Here is a 17,048-nt window from a genome sequence, read left to right on the forward strand (position 1 = left end):
GAGCCCATGCACCGCCGCGAACTGCTGCGCTTCAGCCTTGGCGCCAGCGTCTTTCTGGCGGGTACCAGCCTGGTCGGCTGCAGCGCACAGACAGCCGCAACGGGTTACCAGGTACTGCGCGACGACGACCTGCCGCTGCTGCGCGCGCTGATCCCGGTGGTACTGGCCGGCACCCAGGCCGCCGAGACACTGGTGCTGCATAGCCTCGACCACAAACTGGCGGCGCTGTCGCCGGAAATACTCAAACTCACCCGGCAGTTGTTCGACGTGCTCAACCTGCCGCTCACCCGCGGCCCACTGACCGGGGTCTGGGGCGCCTGGGAGCAAGCCAGCGCCGCGCAGGTCACGGCCTTCCTGAAACGTTGGCAGGACAGCTCGCTGAACCTGCTGCGCATGGGCCACGCCTCGCTGCTGCAGTTGCTGCAGATGGCCTGGTACGAACGCCCCGAATCCTGGGCCGCCTGCGGCTACCCCGGGCCACCGAAAATCTGAAAACAACAAGAGCAGCGCCAATGCCTGTACCCGACCCGTTTCGCCAAGGCCTGGAAAGCGGCTGGATCACCCACGACGCCTCGCGCCTGGAGCACGACCTCACGCTGGAAGCCGACGTTGCCGTGATCGGCAGCGGTGCCGGTGGCGCTACCAGCGCGCAAATGCTCAGCACTGCCGGCTTCAAGGTGCTGCTGATCGAAGAAGGCCCACTGAAGACCAGCAGCGATTTCCACCTGCTGGAAAACGAAGCCTATGCCAGCCTGTACCAGGAAGGCCTGGGCCGCATGAGCAAGGACGGCGCCATCACCATCCTCCAGGGCCGCGCCGTGGGCGGCACCACGCTGGTCAACTGGACCTCCAGCTTTCGCACGCCGCCACAGACCCTGGCCCACTGGGCCGCAGCCCACAAGGTGAGCGGCCTGGGCGAGGAGCAGATGCGCCCCTGGTTCGAGCGCATCGAGCAAGAGCTGGGCATCACCCCTTGGGCCCTGCCACCGAACGCCAACAACGAAGTGCTGCGCCGTGGCTGCGAACAGCTGGGCTACCGCTGGGCGGTGATCCCGCGCAACGTGCGCGGCTGCTGGAACCTAGGCTACTGCGGCATGGGTTGCCCGGTGAATGCCAAGCAGTCGATGCTGGTCACGCGTATTCCCGCCACCCTCGAACAAGGCGGCGAGCTGCTGTACCTGGCTCGGGCCGAGCGCTTCGAACACAACGGCGAGCGCATCCAGGGCCTGTCATGCCAGGCGCTGGATAGCCAGGGCATACACACCACAGGCCGGCAGATCCGCGTTCGCGCGCGTCACTACATCCTTGCCGGTGGTGGCATCAACAGCCCGGCCCTGCTGCTGCGTTCCGACGCGCCCGACCCGCATGGCCGCCTGGGCAAACGTACCTTCCTGCACCTGGTCAACTTCAGCGCAGCACGCTTCAACGATCGTATCGACCCCTACTACGGCGCTCCGCAGTCCATCTACAGCGACCACTTCCAATGGCAAGGCGGCAACGATGGCCCGATTGGCTACAAGCTGGAGGTGCCACCGCTGCACCCGGCCCTGGCCACCACGCTGCTGGGCGGGCATGGCCACGAGAATGCCCAGCGCATGGCCGCGCTGCCACATACCCACGTGATGCTGGCGCTGCTGCGTGACGGCTTCCACCCGCAAAGCCAGGGCGGGGCCGTGGAGCTGCGCGGCGATGGCTCACCGGTGCTCGATTACCCGATCACCGACTACCTGCGCGACGGGCTGCGCCGCGCCTACCGCAGCATGGCGCAGATCCAGTTCGCCGCCGGCGCCACCCAGGTCACCCCCGTGCACAGCGATGCCAGCGCCGCGTCCAACCTGGCGCAGGCCTTGGCCATGATCGACCGGTTGCGCCTGGAGCCGTTCCGCACACGCCTGGGCAGCGCTCACGTGATGGGTGGCTGCGCCCTCGGCGACGACCCGCGCCAGGCGGTATGCGACAGCCTTGGCCGCCATCACCAGCTGGAAAACCTGTCGGTTCACGACGGCTCGCTGTTCCCCACCAGTATCGGCGCCAACCCGCAACTGTCGGTGTATGCCATCAGTGCCAGGCTCACCGAAGCACTGGTCGCCCGCCTGGCACACAGTGCATGACAAGGAACAGGCCCCCTGTCTATAGTGCCGTCAGCCGGCCGCATGACTTGGCCGGGGCGCCGTCGCTGCGCTACCATCCGACTCCCCCACGCACTCCAGCCAGGATGACGCGATGAACCGAGTGTTGTACCCGGGTACTTTCGACCCCATTACCAAAGGCCATGGCGACCTGGTCGAGCGCGCCTCGCGGCTGTTCGACCACGTGATCATCGCGGTGGCGGCCAGCCCGAAGAAAAACCCGCTGTTCCCGCTGGAACAACGGGTGGAGCTCGCCCGTGAGGTCACCAAGCACCTGCCCAATGTCGAAGTCATCGGCTTCTCCTCCCTGCTGGCGCATTTCGCCAAGGAGCAGGGCGCCAACGTCTTCCTGCGTGGCCTGCGTGCGGTGTCCGACTTCGAGTACGAGTTTCAGTTGGCGAACATGAACCGGCAACTGGCCCCCGACGTCGAGAGTCTGTTCCTCACGCCTTCGGAGCGTTATTCGTTCATTTCCTCGACCCTGGTCCGGGAAATTGCCGCGCTGGGTGGTGATATCAGCAAGTTCGTCCACCCAGTGGTGGCCGATGCGCTGACCGAACGCTTCAAGAAATGACCTTTAGCGGCTGATCATCGCGCCCGCGTGCACTGCGGGCGCGAATGCGGCACAATTGTGCCCACTGCGTTGAACATGCCCGGGCGCGGAGCCCCGGCCGGAGTCCCCATGTCCCTGATCATCACCGACGATTGCATCAACTGCGACGTCTGCGAACCCGAGTGCCCGAACGAGGCCATCTCCCAAGGCGAAGAGATCTACGTGATCGACCCTAACCTGTGCACCCAGTGTGTAGGCCATTACGACGAGCCGCAATGCCAGCAGGTCTGCCCGGTCGACTGCATCCCGCTGGATGAAGCGCACCCGGAAACCGAAGAAGAGCTGATGGCCAAGTACCGCCGGATTACTGGCAAGGCCTGATCGCTGCCTGAACGCCTCCACGCGGTCCCTGTGTGGGAGCGGCCTTGCGTCGCGATGGGGCGCGAAGCGGCCCCAGGATTTCAGCTTCGCAGCAGAAACTGCCGGGGCCGCTGTGCGGCCCTTTCGCGACGCAAGGCCGCTCCCACAAGGGGTTCCGCGTAACTTGCCTCAGCGCTGGCAACGCGGGCAATACACACTCGCCCTCTGCCCCAGCTTCACCTCGCGCAACTCCGTGCCACACACCTTGCACGGCTGCCCGCCCCGCCCGTACACGAACAATTCCTGCTGGAAGTACCCCGGCTGCCCATCACCACCGATGAAGTCGCGTAGCGTGGTGCCGCCCTGTTCGATCGCCGCCGCCAGCACACGCTTGATCTCGATCGCCAGCTTCAAGTAGCGCGCCCGGGAAATCCCGCCCGCTTCCCGACGGGGGTCGATGCCAGCGGCAAACAGCGCCTCGGTGGCGTAAATGTTGCCCACCCCCACCACTACCGCGTTATCCATGATGAATGGCTTGACCGCCATCGACCGCCCACGGGACAACTGGAACAGTCGCTCGCCGTCGAACAGGTCGGTCAGCGGTTCAGGCCCCAGGCGCAGCAGCAGTTCGTGATTGAGCGGGTCCAGGCTCCACAGCATCGCGCCAAAGCGGCGCGGGTCGGTGTAGCGCAGCATCAACCCCGACTCAAGCTCGATATCCACATGCTCATGCTTGGCCGCCGGCAAGCCCAGTTCGACCAGGCGCAGGTTGCCCGACATGCCCAGGTGACTGATCAGGGTGCCGACCTCGGCATTGATCAACAGATACTTGGCGCGCCGCTCGACACTGACGATGCGCTGCCCCGACAGGCGCACATCCAGGTCTTCCGGAATCGGCCAGCGCAGGCGCCGGTCACGTACCACCACCCGGCTGACGCGCTGGCCTTCCAGATGGGGCGCAATACCGCGCCGGGTGGTTTCTACTTCTGGCAATTCCGGCATGTGTCAGTGCCCGCCCATCTCGCGAATGTTCTGCTTGAGGTTCTCGAAATCGTATTCCGACAAACCAATGTAATCGAGCACCAGCGGGCCAACCACACTCCATTCGTGGTCCACGGCCTGGCTGCCCAGCACCCGGTACGATGCGCAGATGTGCTCGGCCATCTTCAGCACTGCCAGCAGGTTTTTCAGTTGGCTCTGGGTATTGCGCGCGCTCTCGTCGCGGAACACCGCCAGGGCGTTGTGGTGGTTGGCAATGGCCGCGCTGAGGTGCTCGGGCAGGCGCCAGGACTTGGCCGTGAAATAGCCGACCACCGAATGATTGGTGTTGAACACGCGGTTTTCGGTGTCGACCACGCGGGTTTCCTCGTCGGCCTTGGCATAGGCGTCCTCCAGCACATCCATATAGTTGGGGAAGCGCTTGAGCATCAGCGGCACGCCACAGTCATGGAACAGGCCCAGGGTATAGGCCTCGTCTGCCGCCTGGATGCCGGTGCGCTTGGCCAGAGTGAGGCAGGTCATCGCCACGTCCTGGGCAGTGTCCCAGAAGCGGTTGAGGGTAACGATGGTCTCGTCGGTCATTTCACCCTTGATCGACTGGGCGTTGATCAGGTTGATGATCGAACGGCTGCCCAGCAGGTTCACCGCGCGCTGGATCGAACCGATCTTGTTGGAAAGGCCGAAATGCGGGGAATTGACCAGCTTGAGCAAGGCGCCCGAGAGGCCCGGGTCCTGGGAAATCAGCTTGGCGATGGTTTCCAGGTCCGGGTCAGGCATGTACTGCTCGAATTGCAGGTCGACCATTATCTGCGGTTGCGGCGGGATGGTGATGCCTTGCAAGGCTTGCTGGATCTGTTCGGCGCTGAGTTCTTGGGACATACGTGCACACTCGTTTGGGACCGGCGATTCTAACCCTCCAGACCGGAAATGGACCAACCACTGAATCGTTGCGCCGGAACTTTACTCTATCCATGCGGGCCTCTCTCTCATATTCATCAAGGAAAGGAGCAAGGCCCATGAGTGCAGAACTGAACGGCAAGCGAGTGGCTTTCCTGGTCACCGACGGCTTCGAGCAAGTGGAGCTGACAGGCCCTCGCGAGGCCCTGGAACAGAGCGGCGCGGTGGTGGACATCCTCAGCGACAAAGAGGGAACGGTACGCGGCTGGAACCACGACCAGCCGGCTGACGCATTCGCCGTGGACGCAACCTTCGAAAGCGCCCACCTGGATCTCTACGATGCTCTGGTGCTGCCCGGTGGCGTGCAAAACTCTGACACGATTCGGTTGATTCCCGCTGCGCAGAAACTGGTGAAAAGCCACGATTCGGCTGGCAAGCCGCTGGCGGTGATCTGTCATGGTGGCTGGTTGCTGGTGTCCTGCGGGTTGGCCAAGGGCAGGCGGCTGACCAGCTACAAAACCCTGCAGGACGACATCCGCAATGCCGGCGGAGACTGGGTGGATGAAGAAGTGGTGGTCGATGGCAACCTGATCACAAGCCGCCAGCCCGATGACATTCCGGCGTTCAACCGGCAGTTGATCAAGGCATTGGCAGCCTGACGTCATCTCATGGCCTACGCGAGACCTGTAGGAGCGGCCTTGTGTCGCGAAAGGGCCGCAAAGCGGCCCCGGCAATCAATGCAGCGCTGCTGAAACCCTGGGGCTGCTGCGCAGCCCTTTCGCGACACAAGGCCGCTCCCACAACGGGCATGCGGCCCGGCAACAGGCTATAATCCCGCTCTTTTTTCCCGGAGCGACGTCATGTCCCTGCCCAGCCTACGCCTCAAAGCCAATGCCGACCGCCGCCTGCGCGCCGGCCACCTGTGGGTCTACAGCAACGAAGTCGACGTCAGTGCGACCCCGCTGCAAGGCTTCCAGGCCGGCCAGCAGGCTGTTCTCGAGGCAGCCAACGGCAAGCCGCTAGGCATCGTCGCACTGAGCCCGAACAATCTGATCTGCGCCCGCCTGCTGTCGCGCGACGCCAAGCTGCCGCTGGACAAGTCGCTGCTGGTGCACCGCCTGAACGTCGCCCTGTCGCTGCGTCAGCGCCTGTTCGACCAACCGTGCTACCGCCTGGTCTATGGCGATTCCGACCTGTTGCCAGGCCTGGTTGTCGACCGCTTCTTCGACATCCTCGTAGTGCAATTGGCCTCCGCCACCATGGAAGCACATAAGGACGACGTGATTGCAGCCCTGGTACAGGTGCTCAAGCCAAGCGGCATCCTGTTCAAGAACGACTCCTCCGCGCGAGATGCCGAAGGCCTGCAGCGCTATGTCGAAACCGTCTATGGCGAGGTGCCGGACTGGGTGCCGCTGGAAGAAAACGGCGTCAAGTTCGAAGCCCCGGTACGCGAAGGCCAGAAGACCGGCTGGTTCTACGACCACCGCATGAACCGTGCACGCCTGGCGCCGTACGTGAAAGGCAAGCGCGTGCTCGACCTGTTCAGCTACATCGGTGGCTGGGGCGTGCAGGCCGGTGCCTTCGGCGCCAGCGAAGTGTTCTGCGTCGATGCCTCGGGCTTTGCCCTGGACGGCGTCGAGCGTAACGCCGCCCTGAACGGCATCAGCGAGAAACTGACCTGCATCGAAGGCGATGTGTTCGAGGCGCTGCGCGAACTGAAGGCCGCCGAAGAGCGCTTCGACGTGATCATTGCCGACCCACCCGCCTTCATCAAGCGCAAGAAAGACCTGAAGAACGGCGAAGCGGCCTACCGCCGCCTGAACGAGCAGGCCATGCGCATGCTGACCAAGGATGGCATCCTGGTCAGCGCCTCGTGCTCGATGCACCTGCCCGAGGACGACCTGCACAACATCCTGCTGACCAGCGCCCGTCACCTGGACCGCAACCTGCAGTTGCTCGAACGCGGCGGCCAAGGCCCCGACCACCCGGTGCACCCGGCCATCGCCGAAACCCGCTACATCAAGAGCATCACCTGCCGGTTGCTGCCAAACAGCTGATATCCGCTAAAAAGGGCCGCCAAGCGGCCCTTTCCTGCTGCAATCTCCCCGCCAGCTATCCACATCTGCATTCCCTCGCCGCGCCAGCGGTGTAGAATCGGCCTATTCATCGCCAGTCATCCCCGGCGGGTTTATGAGCTCTGCCCAAGCACGCGGCGATCCCGCGCGGTCTTCGGCCCCATCCGTGCCAGTGGCAACCGGCCTGCGGTACAAAGGACAAGAGAAGCTCACTCCCCTTTTTGTGACCTGATTAAGCCGCCAGGAGTGTTTCATGCCTGATTATCGTTCCAAGACTTCCACCCAAGGCCGCAACATGGCCGGCGCCCGTGCCCTGTGGCGCGCCACCGGGATGAAGGACGAAGATTTCAAGAAACCGATCATCGCCATCGCCAACTCGTTCACCCAGTTCGTCCCGGGCCACGTGCACCTGAAGGACCTGGGCCAGCTGGTCGCCCGCGAAATCGAACGCGCCGGTGGCGTGGCCAAGGAATTCAACACCATCGCGGTCGATGACGGCATCGCCATGGGCCACGACGGCATGCTCTACTCGCTGCCAAGCCGCGAGATCATCGCCGACGCCGTGGAGTACATGGTCAACGCCCATTGCGCCGACGCCATCGTGTGCATCTCCAACTGCGACAAGATCACCCCCGGCATGCTGATGGCCGCCCTGCGCCTGAACATCCCGGTAATCTTCGTCTCCGGCGGCCCGATGGAAGCCGGCAAGACCAAGCTGGCCAGCCACGGCCTGGACCTGGTCGACGCCATGGTCATTGCCGCCGACTCCTCGGCTTCCGACGAAAAAGTCGCCGAATACGAGCGCAGCGCCTGCCCTACCTGCGGTTCGTGCTCCGGCATGTTCACCGCCAACTCGATGAACTGCCTGACCGAAGCCCTGGGCCTGGCCCTGCCGGGCAACGGTTCGACCCTGGCCACCCACGCCGACCGCGAGCAGTTGTTCCTCACTGCCGGCCGCACCATCGTCGAGCTGTGCAAGCGCTACTACGGCGAGAACGATGAGTCGGTACTGCCGCGCAACATCGCTAACTTCAAGGCGTTCGAGAACGCCATGATGCTCGACATCGCCATGGGCGGCTCGACCAACACCATCCTGCACCTGCTGGCTGCCGCCCAGGAAGCCGAGGTGGCGTTCGACCTGCGTGACATCGACCGCCTGTCGCGCAAGGTGCCGCAGCTGTGCAAGGTTGCGCCGAACATTCAGAAATATCACATGGAAGACGTGCACCGTGCCGGCGGCATCTTCAGTATCCTCGGCTCGCTGGCCCGTGGCGGCCTGCTGCACACCGACCTGCCGACCGTGCACAGCCGTAGCATGGAAGAAGCCATCGCCAAGTGGGACATCACCCAGACCGATGACGAAGCCGTGCACACCTTCTTCAAGGCTGGCCCTGCCGGCATTCCGACCCAGACGGCATTCAGCCAGTCGACCCGCTGGCCGAGCCTGGACCTGGATCGTGCCGAAGGCTGCATCCGCAGTGTCGAGCACGCCTATTCGCAGGAAGGCGGCCTGGCCGTGCTGTACGGTAACATCGCGCTGGATGGCTGCGTGGTGAAAACCGCCGGTGTCGACGAGTCGATCCTGGTGTTCGAAGGCACCGCGAAGATCTTCGAGAGCCAGGACAGCGCCGTACGCGGCATCCTCGCCGACGAAGTGAAGGCCGGCGACATCGTGATCATCCGCTACGAAGGCCCGAAAGGTGGCCCGGGCATGCAGGAAATGCTGTACCCGACCTCGTACCTGAAGTCCAAGGGCCTGGGCAAGGCTTGCGCCCTGCTCACCGACGGCCGCTTCTCGGGCGGCACCTCGGGCCTGTCGATCGGCCACGCCTCGCCGGAAGCCGCCGCTGGCGGTGCAATCGGCCTGGTGCGCGACGGCGACAAGGTGCTGATCGACATCCCGAATCGTTCGATCAACCTGCAGGTCAGCGATGAAGAGCTGGCTGAGCGCCGTGTCGAACAGGACAAGAAAGGCTGGAAACCGGCTGAAGTACGCCCACGCAAGGTGACCACCGCGCTGAAGGCCTACGCCCTGCTGGCGACCAGTGCCGACAAGGGTGCTGTGCGTAACAAGGCGATGCTGGAAGGGCTGTAAGGCTTCCTGGCGTTTGAAAAGCCGGCGCCTTGTGCGCCGGTTTTTTCATGGCTATGAAAAATGCTCGATCAAAGCTCACCCCGCGCAGCGCATTGGCGCAATTGCGCCAGCAACAGAGCAACTGAACGCTTCGGCTTCGCTGTCGATGTCAAAATGAACTGCGCATGAGGAAGGGGGGGCAACGTTGGCACTTCCTGTAAACCTGAAGCCAGTGCAGACGATCGGGTGATTGGCGTTACACCCAGCCCACCGCTGACAGCGGTCATCAGCCCACCGGCACTTGGGCTCTGGCAAACGATCCGCCATTGTCGCCCCGCACGCGCCAGGGCTTCGATGGCTGCAGCACGATATGGGCATTGATCGGAAAACACCGCCAAGGGTATCGGGGCAGTTGCATCATCGGGGTTCACTGCAACCGGCCCTGTCGCCCAGACCAAAGGCTCGGACCAAAGCAGTTCGCCTCGGTCCTCATCGCCGCAACTGCTTCCCAATACGATATCGAGCCCACCCGATTGCAGAAGGGCAAGCAGATCACCGGTCAGGCCGACTTTCAGGGAGATCTCTGCATCGGGATGTGTCACCGAGAATCGACGCAGACAGTCGATGATGGGCGGTTTCACCACCTCCTCGCTCAACCCGACAAACACTGTACCTGACACCCGACGGCCTGCGCCAAGGCTCGCGCGAGCATCATCATGCAGCGCCAGAATCGTGCGGGCATACCCCGCCAGGCGAGCACCTGCCGGCGTCAGGCTGACCGAACGGGTCGTGCGCTCCAGCAATTTTTGCCCAGCTTCGCTCTCAAGCCGCCTGATGTGAGCGCTGATCGCCGACTGCGTTAGATGCAGCCTCTGCGCCGCGCGCGTGAAACCACCGTTGTCGGCAACGGCAAGCAAGCTACGCAAAAGCACAGTATCGAACACAGATTAATCACCTATCTCACTCAATATGCAGAGCATACGTAATTTCTATAAACATTCATTCTGAATCAGACTTTGCGCCAAGCACCTGTGCAGTCGAACGCCAGGGGAAGTGTCACCAACGCTGCCAAGGAGAAGCCCAATGGTTGAACGTATCTTGTATCTTTGTGCCTCACCGAGAGGAGAGCGGTCCGTTTCCACTCAGATTGCAGAAGTGTTCCTGACGGCATTGGCCGAGCGCAAAGCCGTGGAGATTGACTGCCTTGACCCTTGGGAATGCGAGCTCCCCGAAGTGGATGGTGCTTTGCTCGCGGCAAAGTACGCAGGGCTTGCCGATGCCCCACTGTCAACCGCCCAGGCTGCAGCATGGGGGCAGATCAAGGCACTCGCTGAACGGTTCCACCGGGCTGATACCTTGGTGTTCAGCGTACCGCTGTGGAATTTCGGCATCCCGTACAAGCTCAAGCATCTGATCGACGCAATTTCGCACAAAGGCGTCCTGTTCACCTTCGATGAGCAAGGGTTGAATGGCATGCTGGGCGGACGTCGAGCTGTTGCAATCTACTCCCGTGGACTTGGTTACGGCTCTGACTCACAGACACCCGACCAGGCTTTTGGACTGGAAAAACCCTTCATCGATACGTGGTTCCGCTTCGTCGGGATTAACCAGGTGCACAGTGTCGTGGTCGAACAGACGCTTGGCCCGGTGGGGGCCAGCGTCCGTGCAAGCGCCATTGAAGCAGTGACCTTGTTGGCACAGAACATCGATCAGGAAGCGGCCCGGACTCTCATCGTGGGCCGCAACGGCTGACAGGCCTCGTTACTGGATCTGCTCCGGTGTCACGATCACCCAGTTCTTGTCCGCTGTCACCGGCAGCCCTTCCTTGGCCTGCGCCGCTGCATTCCTGGCAATCATCCCGTTCATCTGGTCCATGTACTTGGCCTTGCGATTTATCCACAGGTGGATGCCGCCCTTGCCCACATCCACGCCATGGAATTGCATGTAGCCATCACTGGTCGGCGTATCGCCGCCGACCAGCACCGGCTTTTTCCACTCATCGATATAGGTGAGGATCGCCGCCTGCTTGCCAGCCATCCAGGTGGCCGGAGTCCACAGGTACGGGGTCAGCTCCAGCCCCAGGTTGGCCTTGGCATCATAGTGCCCGGCGCTGATCTGCTTGCGTGCGGTGGTCAACTGGCCGCTGGCACGGTCCTTCAGCAACAGGCTGACGCCAATCACGTTCTGCGGCTTCACGTTGTAGCCGTACTTGGGGTCCGACGCGACCATGCGCACCAGTTCCTCTGAGGCCGCGGAAATCACATAGACCTCGATACCGTTCTCCATGAGCTTGTTGTACAGCTCAGCCTGGCCCTGGAAGACCTTGGGGGGCTGTACCTCGATGGTCTTGACCTGATCGCCTTCGTAATAGGTGCTGGGGATCGGCTTGCCGGAGGCCATCAGCTCATCCACCTGCACTTTCAGCTCCTGTAGGGTAAAGCCGGAGAACACCTGGGCCACCCACGGGTAGCAGACCATGTCATCGACTTCGCACAGACGGTAGTAGTAACTGAACAGGCTTTCCTTATGTTCGGCGGTGTCCTTGAACGGCATCAGCTTCAACGACGGGTCGAGCTTGTCACGGCTCAACAGGCCCTTGTTTTCCATGAAAGGCAGCAAGGCCTCTTCAAGATCGTAGCGGTAGCTGGTGTTGTCCATGTCGAACACCGCGTAGTTACCCTTGTTGGCATTGGCGGCGATCATGCTGTCGAGCTGCTTGGCCGCCTCGGCGGGCCAGTGTTTGAGCTCGGTGGCGAAGGTTTCGATACTGAACAACAGGGACAGGCCGACGGCGACGGCTTTCGGAGCAAACTTCATGTACGAATCTCCTGAAATGACCCAGAAACGCTAGTGCAACACCCTCCGCTGGCAGCCCTCGATAACGACCTCCATGCAGTTGCAAACGCCGCGTTCATTGCAATCCGCGACACATCGTTATTCCATAAACGACTATATACATTCCATTTGGGTATAAATTCGTTTGTTTTCAGGCTGTTAGCATTTCCGTTCGCAATCGCTCACAGGGGCGATGCCTCTTCTGCTTTTTTCTGCTGGAGCTTCAATGAACCTGCCGCTGTCCCTTAACCTGCTGGCGTTCCTGGCCCTGTTGCTGGGCCTGGCACAAACCCGCCGCACCGACTGGAGCCTGGCCAAGAAGGTATTGCTGGGCCTGGTGCTGGGCGTGGTGTTCGGCCTGATCCTGCATACCGTCTATGGCGCGGGCCACCCTGTGCTCAAGGCCACCATCGCCTGGCTCGACCTGGTCGGCAACGGCTACGTCGGCTTGCTGCAGATGATCGTCATGCCGCTGATCTTCGCCTCGATCCTCAGTGCAGTGGCGCGCCTGCACAATGCCTCGTCGTTGGGCCGCATCAGTGTGCTGAGCATCGGCACCCTGCTGCTGACTACCGCCATCGCTGCGTTGATCGGCATCGTCCTGACCAACCTGTTCGGCCTCAGCGCCGAAGGCCTGGTGGCCGGCGCCCAGGAAAGCGCGCGCATGCAGGTTATCCACAGCGACTACGCCGGCAAGGTCGCCGACCTCAACATTCCGCAACTGCTGCTGTCGTTCATCCCCAGCAACCCGGTAGGTGACCTGGCACGGGCCAAGCCGACCTCGATCATCAGCGTTGTGATCTTTGGCGTGTTCCTGGGCCTGGCCGCGCTGCAGCTGATCAAGGACGATGCAGAGAAAGGCGAACGCGCACTGTCGGCCATCGACACCCTGCAGGCCTGGGTGATGCGCCTGGTGCGGGTGGTAATGAAGTTGACCCCGTATGGCGTACTGGCGCTGATGACCAAGGTGGTGGCCAGCTCGAACATGGAAGACATCCTCAAGCTGGGCAGCTTCGTGGTGGTGTCGTACCTGGGCCTGGCGCTGATGTTCGTGGTGCACGGCGTTATCCTCGCCGCCACCGGCGTGAGCCCGCTGCGCTTCTTCCGCAAGGTGTGGCCGGTGCTGACCTTCGCCTTCACCAGCCGCTCCAGCGCCGCCAGCATTCCGCTGAACATCGAAGCGCAAACCCGCCGCCTGGGCGTACCGCAGTCGATTGCCAGCTTCAGCGCATCGTTCGGTACCACCATTGGCCAGAACGGCTGCGCCGGGCTCTATCCCGCGATGCTGGCGGTGATGGTGGCGCCGGCAGTGGGCATCGATACCTTCGACCCGCTGTGGATCGCCACCCTGGTGGCCATCGTCACCTTGAGTTCGGCAGGTGTTGCCGGCGTAGGTGGCGGTGCAACTTTCGCCGCGCTGATCGTGCTGCCGGCCATGGGCTTGCCGGTGGAGCTGGTGGCGTTGCTGATTTCGGTGGAGCCGCTGATCGACATGGGCCGAACGGCGTTGAACGTGAACGGTTCGATGACCGCAGGGGTGGTGACAAGCCAACTGCTGAAAGAGACCGACAAGGATGTGCTGGCTGGCGATGAACATGCCGAGCTAAGTCATTCCTGACAGATTGCCGGGGGCGCGTTGCGCCCCTGTCGCGACACAAGGCCGCTCCTACAACGGCCCGGCGTGTGCCGATCAATGTGGGAGCGGCCTTGCCGGGGCGCCGGACCGGTCGGATAGGGCTGCAAGGCAGCCCCGGCAATCTCAAACCTTGTCCCAGACCTCGAAATGATACCCAGGCTTGCCTTCCTCAGCCTGCGCCTCGCTCGACACCAAGGTCCACTGCCCCCGATCAAACTCAGGGAACCACGCATCCCCTTCCGGCGACAACTCGACCCGCGTCAGGTACATGCGGCTGACCAGCCCTTTCTCCAGCGCCTGCCCATACAGCTGCGCCCCGCCAATCAGCATCAGCTCATCGACACCGGCCTCCCGCGCCCACTGCTCGGCACGCACCAGCGCCTCTTCCAGCGAGCCGAACACCTCGGCCCCCGCCAGTTCCAGCCCGGCCTGCCGGCTGACGACGATATTCAACCGCCCGGGCAATGGCCTGCCCAGCGAGTCCCAGGTCTTGCGCCCCATTATGATCGGCTTGCCCAGGGTGGTGGCCTTGAAGTACTTGAAGTCCCCCGGCAGATGCCAGGGCATGGAGTTGTCGATGCCGATCACGCGGTTCTCGGCGTGAGCCGCGATCAGGCTGAGGGGGAGTGATGTATTCATGCCAGCGAGGATAGCACCGGGCGTGTGGGTTATGCTTCTGCCCTGACCTGTGCAATGGAAGACCTTGTGACTGCACCCACTTCACTGGACAAGCGCTGGCTCACCGAAGCGGTACGCCTGCGCGAGGAACATGCCGGCCCCTTGGAGGACCAGGAAGCCAACCGCCGCGCCCGCCAGGCAGGCGGCGACCTGGCGGCCCGCATCGAAACCCGTGCCCTGTTCCTGGCCGAACGCGACGGCATCACCACCGCCCTGCGCCACTGGAAACAGGGCGCACGCCTGGCGCTGCTGGCCTTGCTGGTGCTGGCCGTGCTCAGCGGCGCAGGGTTGGCCCTGGCCGCCTTGAGCGACGGGCAGCGCCCGGTGAATGTGTTCTGGGCCCTCGGCAGCCTGCTCGGGCTGAACCTGCTGATGCTGCTGGGCTGGGCCATCGGCTTTGCCCTGAGCGGCGAGCATGGCGCGGGGCTGGGCCGTTTGTGGCTGTGGCTGAGCGAACGCTTTGCCCGAGACGCCAAGGCCGCGCACCTGGCACCGGCGCTGCTGGTGCTGCTGCAACGCCAGCGCCTGAACCGCTGGCTGCTCGGCCTGCTGGTGCATGGCTTGTGGCTGCTGGCGATGATCACCGCACTGGGCATGCTGCTGGCCTTGCTGGCGACCCGGCGCTATGGCTTTGTCTGGGAGACCACCCTGCTCGCCGCCGACCCGTTCATCCACCTGACCCAAGCCTTGGGCGCGCTGCCTTCGTTGCTGGGCTTCACGGTACCTGACGAGGCCATGATCCGCGCCAGCGGCGACAGCCAGCCGGCCCTGGACCTGGCGCGCCAGGCCTGGGCCAGCTGGCTGCTTGGCGTGGTGCTGGTGTACGGCCTGCTGCCGCGCCTGCTGCTGGCCGGGCTGTGCCTGTGGCGCTGGCGTCAAGGCCGCCAACGCCTGGCGCTGGACCTCAGCCTGCCCGGCTACGCGCAGCTGCGTGAAGCGCTGATGCCGCGCAGCGAACGCATCGGCGTCCAGGATGCCGCGCCCGAGGCCTTGCCGCAGTTTGCCGCTGGCCAGCTGGAGAGCGGCAGCAGCGGTGCCCTGCTGGTCGGCCTGGAGCTGGACGACCAGCACCCCTGGCCACCCGCGCTGCCAAAAAGCGTAACCAGTGCCGGCGTGCTCGACAGCCGCGAATCGCGTAACCGCCTGCTGGAACAGCTCAGCCGTTTCCCGCCAGCACGCCTGGCCATCGCTTGCGACCCGCGCCGCTCTCCCGATCGTGGCAGCCTGGCGTTGCTCGCCGAACTGGCACGCAACGCCGGTGCCACCCGTATATGGCTACTGCAGGCCGCACCGGGCGAGGCCCTGGACGCCCAGCGCCTGGGCGACTGGCACGAAGCCCTCGACCGCCTTGGCCTGGCGCATGCCGATACCTCGCCGCTGACCTGGCTGGAGCATGGCCATGACTGAACCGCTGAAACTGGCCGTGGTCGGCCACACCAACGTCGGCAAGACCTCGCTGCTGCGCACCCTGACCCGCGACGTCGGCTTTGGCGAAGTCTCCCACCGTCCCAGCACCACCCGCCATGTGGAAGGTGCGCGGCTGTCCGTGGACGGCGAACCCTTGCTCGAGTTGTATGACACCCCGGGCCTGGAAGACGCCATCGCCCTGCTCGACTACCTCGAACGCCTGGAGCGCCCGGGCGAGCGCCTGGACGGCCCGGCCCGCCTCGAGCGCTTTCTGCAAGGCAGCGAGGCACGCCAGCGTTTCGAGCAGGAGGCCAAGGTGCTACGCCAGCTGCTGGCCAGCAATGCCGGCTTGTATGTGATCGACGCCCGCGAACCGGTGCTGGCCAAATACCGCGACGAACTGGAAGTGCTGGCCAGCTGCGGCAAGCCGCTGCTACCGGTGCTCAATTTCGTCGCCAGCCATCAGCACCGCGAGCCGCAATGGCGTGAAGCCCTTGCCAGGCTTGGGCTTCACGCGTTGGTGCGGTTCGACAGCGTGGCCCCGCCAGAGGATGGCGAGCGCCGGTTGTACGAAAGCCTGGCCCTGCTGCTGGAAGACGCCCGCCCGGCCCTGCAGCGGCTGATCGACGACCAGCTGGCACAGCGCCTGGCACGCCGCCACAGCGGCAAGCGCCTGATTGCCGAGCTGCTGCTGGACTGCGCCGCCTGCCGGCGCAGCGTCGAGGCCGAGCCGGCTGCCGAAGCCCGGGCCATCGAGGCATTGCGGCAAGAGGTGCGCCAGCGCGAACAGCGCTGTGTCGAGGCACTGCTCAAGCTGTATGCCTTCCGCCGCGAGGACGCCCATGCCAGCGACCTGCCGTTGCTGGATGGCCGTTGGGGCGATGACCTGTTCAATCCCGAAACCTTGAAGCTGCTGGGCGTGCGTTTGGGCAGCGGTGTGGCCGCCGGTGCTGCGGCGGGTGCCGGGGTGGACCTGCTGGTCGGCGGCCTGACACTGGGGGCTGCCGCCCTGGCCGGGGCAATTGCCGGCGGCGCGCTGCAGACGGCGCGCAACTATGGGTCGCGGCTGATGGGCAAGCTCAAGGGCAAGCGCGAGCTGACGGTGGACGACACGGTGTTGCGCCTGTTGGCCTTGCGTCAGCAGCAGTTGATGGTGGCGCTGGAAAACCGCGGGCATGCGGCGCAGGACAGCATTCGGCTGGGGGAGCTGGATGAGAAGGCCTGGCGGGAGGGCAAGTTGCCGGAGGCGCTGAGCAAGGCACGGGCGCATCCGCAGTGGTCCACCCTCAACCCTGGGGCGAAGCTGAACCAGGCTGAGCGGCAGGAACAGCTGGAGGCTCTGGTTTCACAATTTTGAGTGGGCAGGTCTGGCCTCTTCGCGGGTAAACCCGCTCCCACAGGTATC

The 17,048-nt window shown here is 63.8% G+C and carries 16 protein-coding genes; 11 read left to right on the top strand and 5 right to left on the bottom strand.

Annotated features, from left to right (window positions below):
* Window positions 1–6: 6 nt before the first annotated feature.
* The 4 genes from QN085_RS24320 to QN085_RS24335 all read left to right on the top strand — a co-directional run bounded on the left by QN085_RS24320 (window position 7) and on the right by QN085_RS24335 (window position 3,063).
* Window positions 7–492 carry a hypothetical protein gene (locus QN085_RS24320; RefSeq protein ID WP_023663000.1) on the top strand — a complete coding sequence of 162 codons (486 nt, stop codon included), beginning with the start codon at window positions 7–9 and terminating at the stop codon, window positions 490–492.
* A 20-nt stretch (window positions 493–512) separates the two neighbouring features.
* Complete coding sequence (locus QN085_RS24325; RefSeq protein ID WP_013974642.1) at window positions 513–2,111, top strand: GMC family oxidoreductase; 1,599 nt, start codon at window positions 513–515, stop codon at window positions 2,109–2,111.
* 112 nt (window positions 2,112–2,223) lie between these two features.
* On the top strand, window positions 2,224–2,703 hold the full coding sequence (gene coaD, locus QN085_RS24330; protein WP_003249065.1) for a pantetheine-phosphate adenylyltransferase: 480 nt from the start codon (window positions 2,224–2,226) through the stop codon (window positions 2,701–2,703).
* A 108-nt stretch (window positions 2,704–2,811) separates the two neighbouring features.
* Window positions 2,812–3,063, top strand: a complete 252-nt coding sequence (locus tag QN085_RS24335; protein ID WP_013974644.1) for a YfhL family 4Fe-4S dicluster ferredoxin — start codon at window positions 2,812–2,814, stop codon at window positions 3,061–3,063.
* A 168-nt stretch (window positions 3,064–3,231) separates the two neighbouring features.
* Here QN085_RS24335 and mutM read toward each other — a convergent pair whose 3' ends face one another.
* Window positions 3,232–4,044, bottom strand: coding sequence for a bifunctional DNA-formamidopyrimidine glycosylase/DNA-(apurinic or apyrimidinic site) lyase (mutM, locus tag QN085_RS24340; protein ID WP_010955661.1), 813 nt, complete (start codon window positions 4,042–4,044; stop codon window positions 3,232–3,234).
* A gap of 3 nt (window positions 4,045–4,047) precedes the next feature.
* Complete coding sequence (locus QN085_RS24345; RefSeq protein ID WP_169774634.1) at window positions 4,048–4,866, bottom strand: HDOD domain-containing protein; 819 nt, start codon at window positions 4,864–4,866, stop codon at window positions 4,048–4,050.
* Window positions 4,867–5,057: 191 nt separating this feature from the next.
* Here QN085_RS24345 and QN085_RS24350 point away from each other — a divergent pair, with 191 nt between their 5' ends.
* The 3 genes from QN085_RS24350 (at window position 5,058) to ilvD (ending at window position 9,108) form a co-directional block, all read left to right on the top strand.
* Window positions 5,058–5,597: a type 1 glutamine amidotransferase domain-containing protein gene (locus QN085_RS24350; RefSeq protein WP_013974647.1), complete on the top strand. Its 540-nt coding sequence runs from the start codon at window positions 5,058–5,060 to the stop codon at window positions 5,595–5,597.
* A 201-nt stretch (window positions 5,598–5,798) separates the two neighbouring features.
* Complete coding sequence (locus QN085_RS24355) at window positions 5,799–6,995, top strand: class I SAM-dependent rRNA methyltransferase (RefSeq protein ID WP_013974648.1); 1,197 nt, start codon at window positions 5,799–5,801, stop codon at window positions 6,993–6,995.
* Between the two features lie 271 nt (window positions 6,996–7,266).
* Window positions 7,267–9,108 carry a dihydroxy-acid dehydratase gene (gene ilvD / locus QN085_RS24360; protein ID WP_015272169.1) on the top strand — a complete coding sequence of 614 codons (1,842 nt, stop codon included), beginning with the start codon at window positions 7,267–7,269 and terminating at the stop codon, window positions 9,106–9,108.
* Window positions 9,109–9,176: 68 nt separating this feature from the next.
* On the opposite strand, the gene QN085_RS24365 is transcribed toward ilvD, so the two are convergent.
* Window positions 9,177–10,031, bottom strand: a complete 855-nt coding sequence (locus QN085_RS24365) for a LysR family transcriptional regulator (RefSeq protein ID WP_023662421.1) — start codon at window positions 10,029–10,031, stop codon at window positions 9,177–9,179.
* Window positions 10,032–10,170: 139 nt separating this feature from the next.
* Here QN085_RS24365 and QN085_RS24370 point away from each other — a divergent pair, with 139 nt between their 5' ends.
* The gene (locus QN085_RS24370; RefSeq protein WP_285688778.1) at window positions 10,171–10,839 is read left to right on the top strand and encodes an FMN-dependent NADH-azoreductase; all 669 of its coding nucleotides are present in this window, start codon (window positions 10,171–10,173) and stop codon (window positions 10,837–10,839) included.
* A 9-nt stretch (window positions 10,840–10,848) separates the two neighbouring features.
* On the opposite strand, the gene QN085_RS24375 is transcribed toward QN085_RS24370, so the two are convergent.
* Window positions 10,849–11,904: an HAD family hydrolase gene (locus QN085_RS24375; RefSeq protein WP_013974652.1), complete on the bottom strand. Its 1,056-nt coding sequence runs from the start codon at window positions 11,902–11,904 to the stop codon at window positions 10,849–10,851.
* Between the two features lie 244 nt (window positions 11,905–12,148).
* On the opposite strand from QN085_RS24375, the gene QN085_RS24380 reads away from it, so the two are divergent.
* Entirely contained in the window at window positions 12,149–13,540 is a 1,392-nt protein-coding gene (locus tag QN085_RS24380; RefSeq protein WP_023662420.1) for an L-cystine transporter, read from the top strand.
* A 141-nt stretch (window positions 13,541–13,681) separates the two neighbouring features.
* Here the strand turns inward: QN085_RS24380 and QN085_RS24385 are convergent, their stop codons facing one another.
* Entirely contained in the window at window positions 13,682–14,197 is a 516-nt protein-coding gene (locus tag QN085_RS24385) for a dihydrofolate reductase (protein ID WP_013974654.1), read from the bottom strand.
* A 54-nt stretch (window positions 14,198–14,251) separates the two neighbouring features.
* Between QN085_RS24385 and QN085_RS24390 the strand changes: the two genes are divergently transcribed.
* Window positions 14,252–15,643 (top strand): DUF2868 domain-containing protein, encoded by a 1,392-nt coding sequence (locus tag QN085_RS24390; protein WP_024087865.1) that lies wholly within the window; start codon window positions 14,252–14,254, stop codon window positions 15,641–15,643.
* Window positions 15,636–17,000, top strand: coding sequence for a GTPase/DUF3482 domain-containing protein (locus tag QN085_RS24395; protein ID WP_038410220.1), 1,365 nt, complete (start codon window positions 15,636–15,638; stop codon window positions 16,998–17,000). Before QN085_RS24390 ends, QN085_RS24395 begins: the two co-directional genes overlap by 8 nt.
* Window positions 17,001–17,048 lie beyond the last annotated feature (48 nt).

Source organism: Pseudomonas sp. M2(2023), assembly GCF_030263955.1.
GTDB classification, from domain to species: Bacteria; Pseudomonadota; Gammaproteobacteria; order Pseudomonadales; family Pseudomonadaceae; genus Aquipseudomonas; species Aquipseudomonas asiatica.

What these genes read in the sequence shown, in the direction of transcription:
- QN085_RS24350 (WP_013974647.1), top strand. Translation starts at nt 5,058, where the DNA reads ATGAGTGCAGAACTGAACGGCAAGCGAGTGGCTTTCCTGGTCACCGAC.
- ilvD (WP_015272169.1), top strand. Translation starts at nt 7,267, where the DNA reads ATGCCTGATTATCGTTCCAAGACTTCCACCCAAGGCCGCAACATGGCC.
- QN085_RS24355 (WP_013974648.1), top strand. Translation starts at nt 5,799, where the DNA reads ATGTCCCTGCCCAGCCTACGCCTCAAAGCCAATGCCGACCGCCGCCTG.
- QN085_RS24320 (WP_023663000.1), top strand. Translation starts at nt 7, where the DNA reads ATGCACCGCCGCGAACTGCTGCGCTTCAGCCTTGGCGCCAGCGTCTTT.
- QN085_RS24395 (WP_038410220.1), top strand. Translation starts at nt 15,636, where the DNA reads ATGACTGAACCGCTGAAACTGGCCGTGGTCGGCCACACCAACGTCGGC.
- QN085_RS24385 (WP_013974654.1), bottom strand. Translation starts at nt 14,197, where the DNA reads ATGAATACATCACTCCCCCTCAGCCTGATCGCGGCTCACGCCGAGAAC.
- QN085_RS24335 (WP_013974644.1), top strand. Translation starts at nt 2,812, where the DNA reads ATGTCCCTGATCATCACCGACGATTGCATCAACTGCGACGTCTGCGAA.
- QN085_RS24375 (WP_013974652.1), bottom strand. Translation starts at nt 11,904, where the DNA reads ATGAAGTTTGCTCCGAAAGCCGTCGCCGTCGGCCTGTCCCTGTTGTTC.
- QN085_RS24380 (WP_023662420.1), top strand. Translation starts at nt 12,149, where the DNA reads ATGAACCTGCCGCTGTCCCTTAACCTGCTGGCGTTCCTGGCCCTGTTG.
- mutM (WP_010955661.1), bottom strand. Translation starts at nt 4,044, where the DNA reads ATGCCGGAATTGCCAGAAGTAGAAACCACCCGGCGCGGTATTGCGCCC.
- QN085_RS24390 (WP_024087865.1), top strand. Translation starts at nt 14,252, where the DNA reads ATGGAAGACCTTGTGACTGCACCCACTTCACTGGACAAGCGCTGGCTC.
- coaD (WP_003249065.1), top strand. Translation starts at nt 2,224, where the DNA reads ATGAACCGAGTGTTGTACCCGGGTACTTTCGACCCCATTACCAAAGGC.
- QN085_RS24370 (WP_285688778.1), top strand. Translation starts at nt 10,171, where the DNA reads ATGGTTGAACGTATCTTGTATCTTTGTGCCTCACCGAGAGGAGAGCGG.
- QN085_RS24325 (WP_013974642.1), top strand. Translation starts at nt 513, where the DNA reads ATGCCTGTACCCGACCCGTTTCGCCAAGGCCTGGAAAGCGGCTGGATC.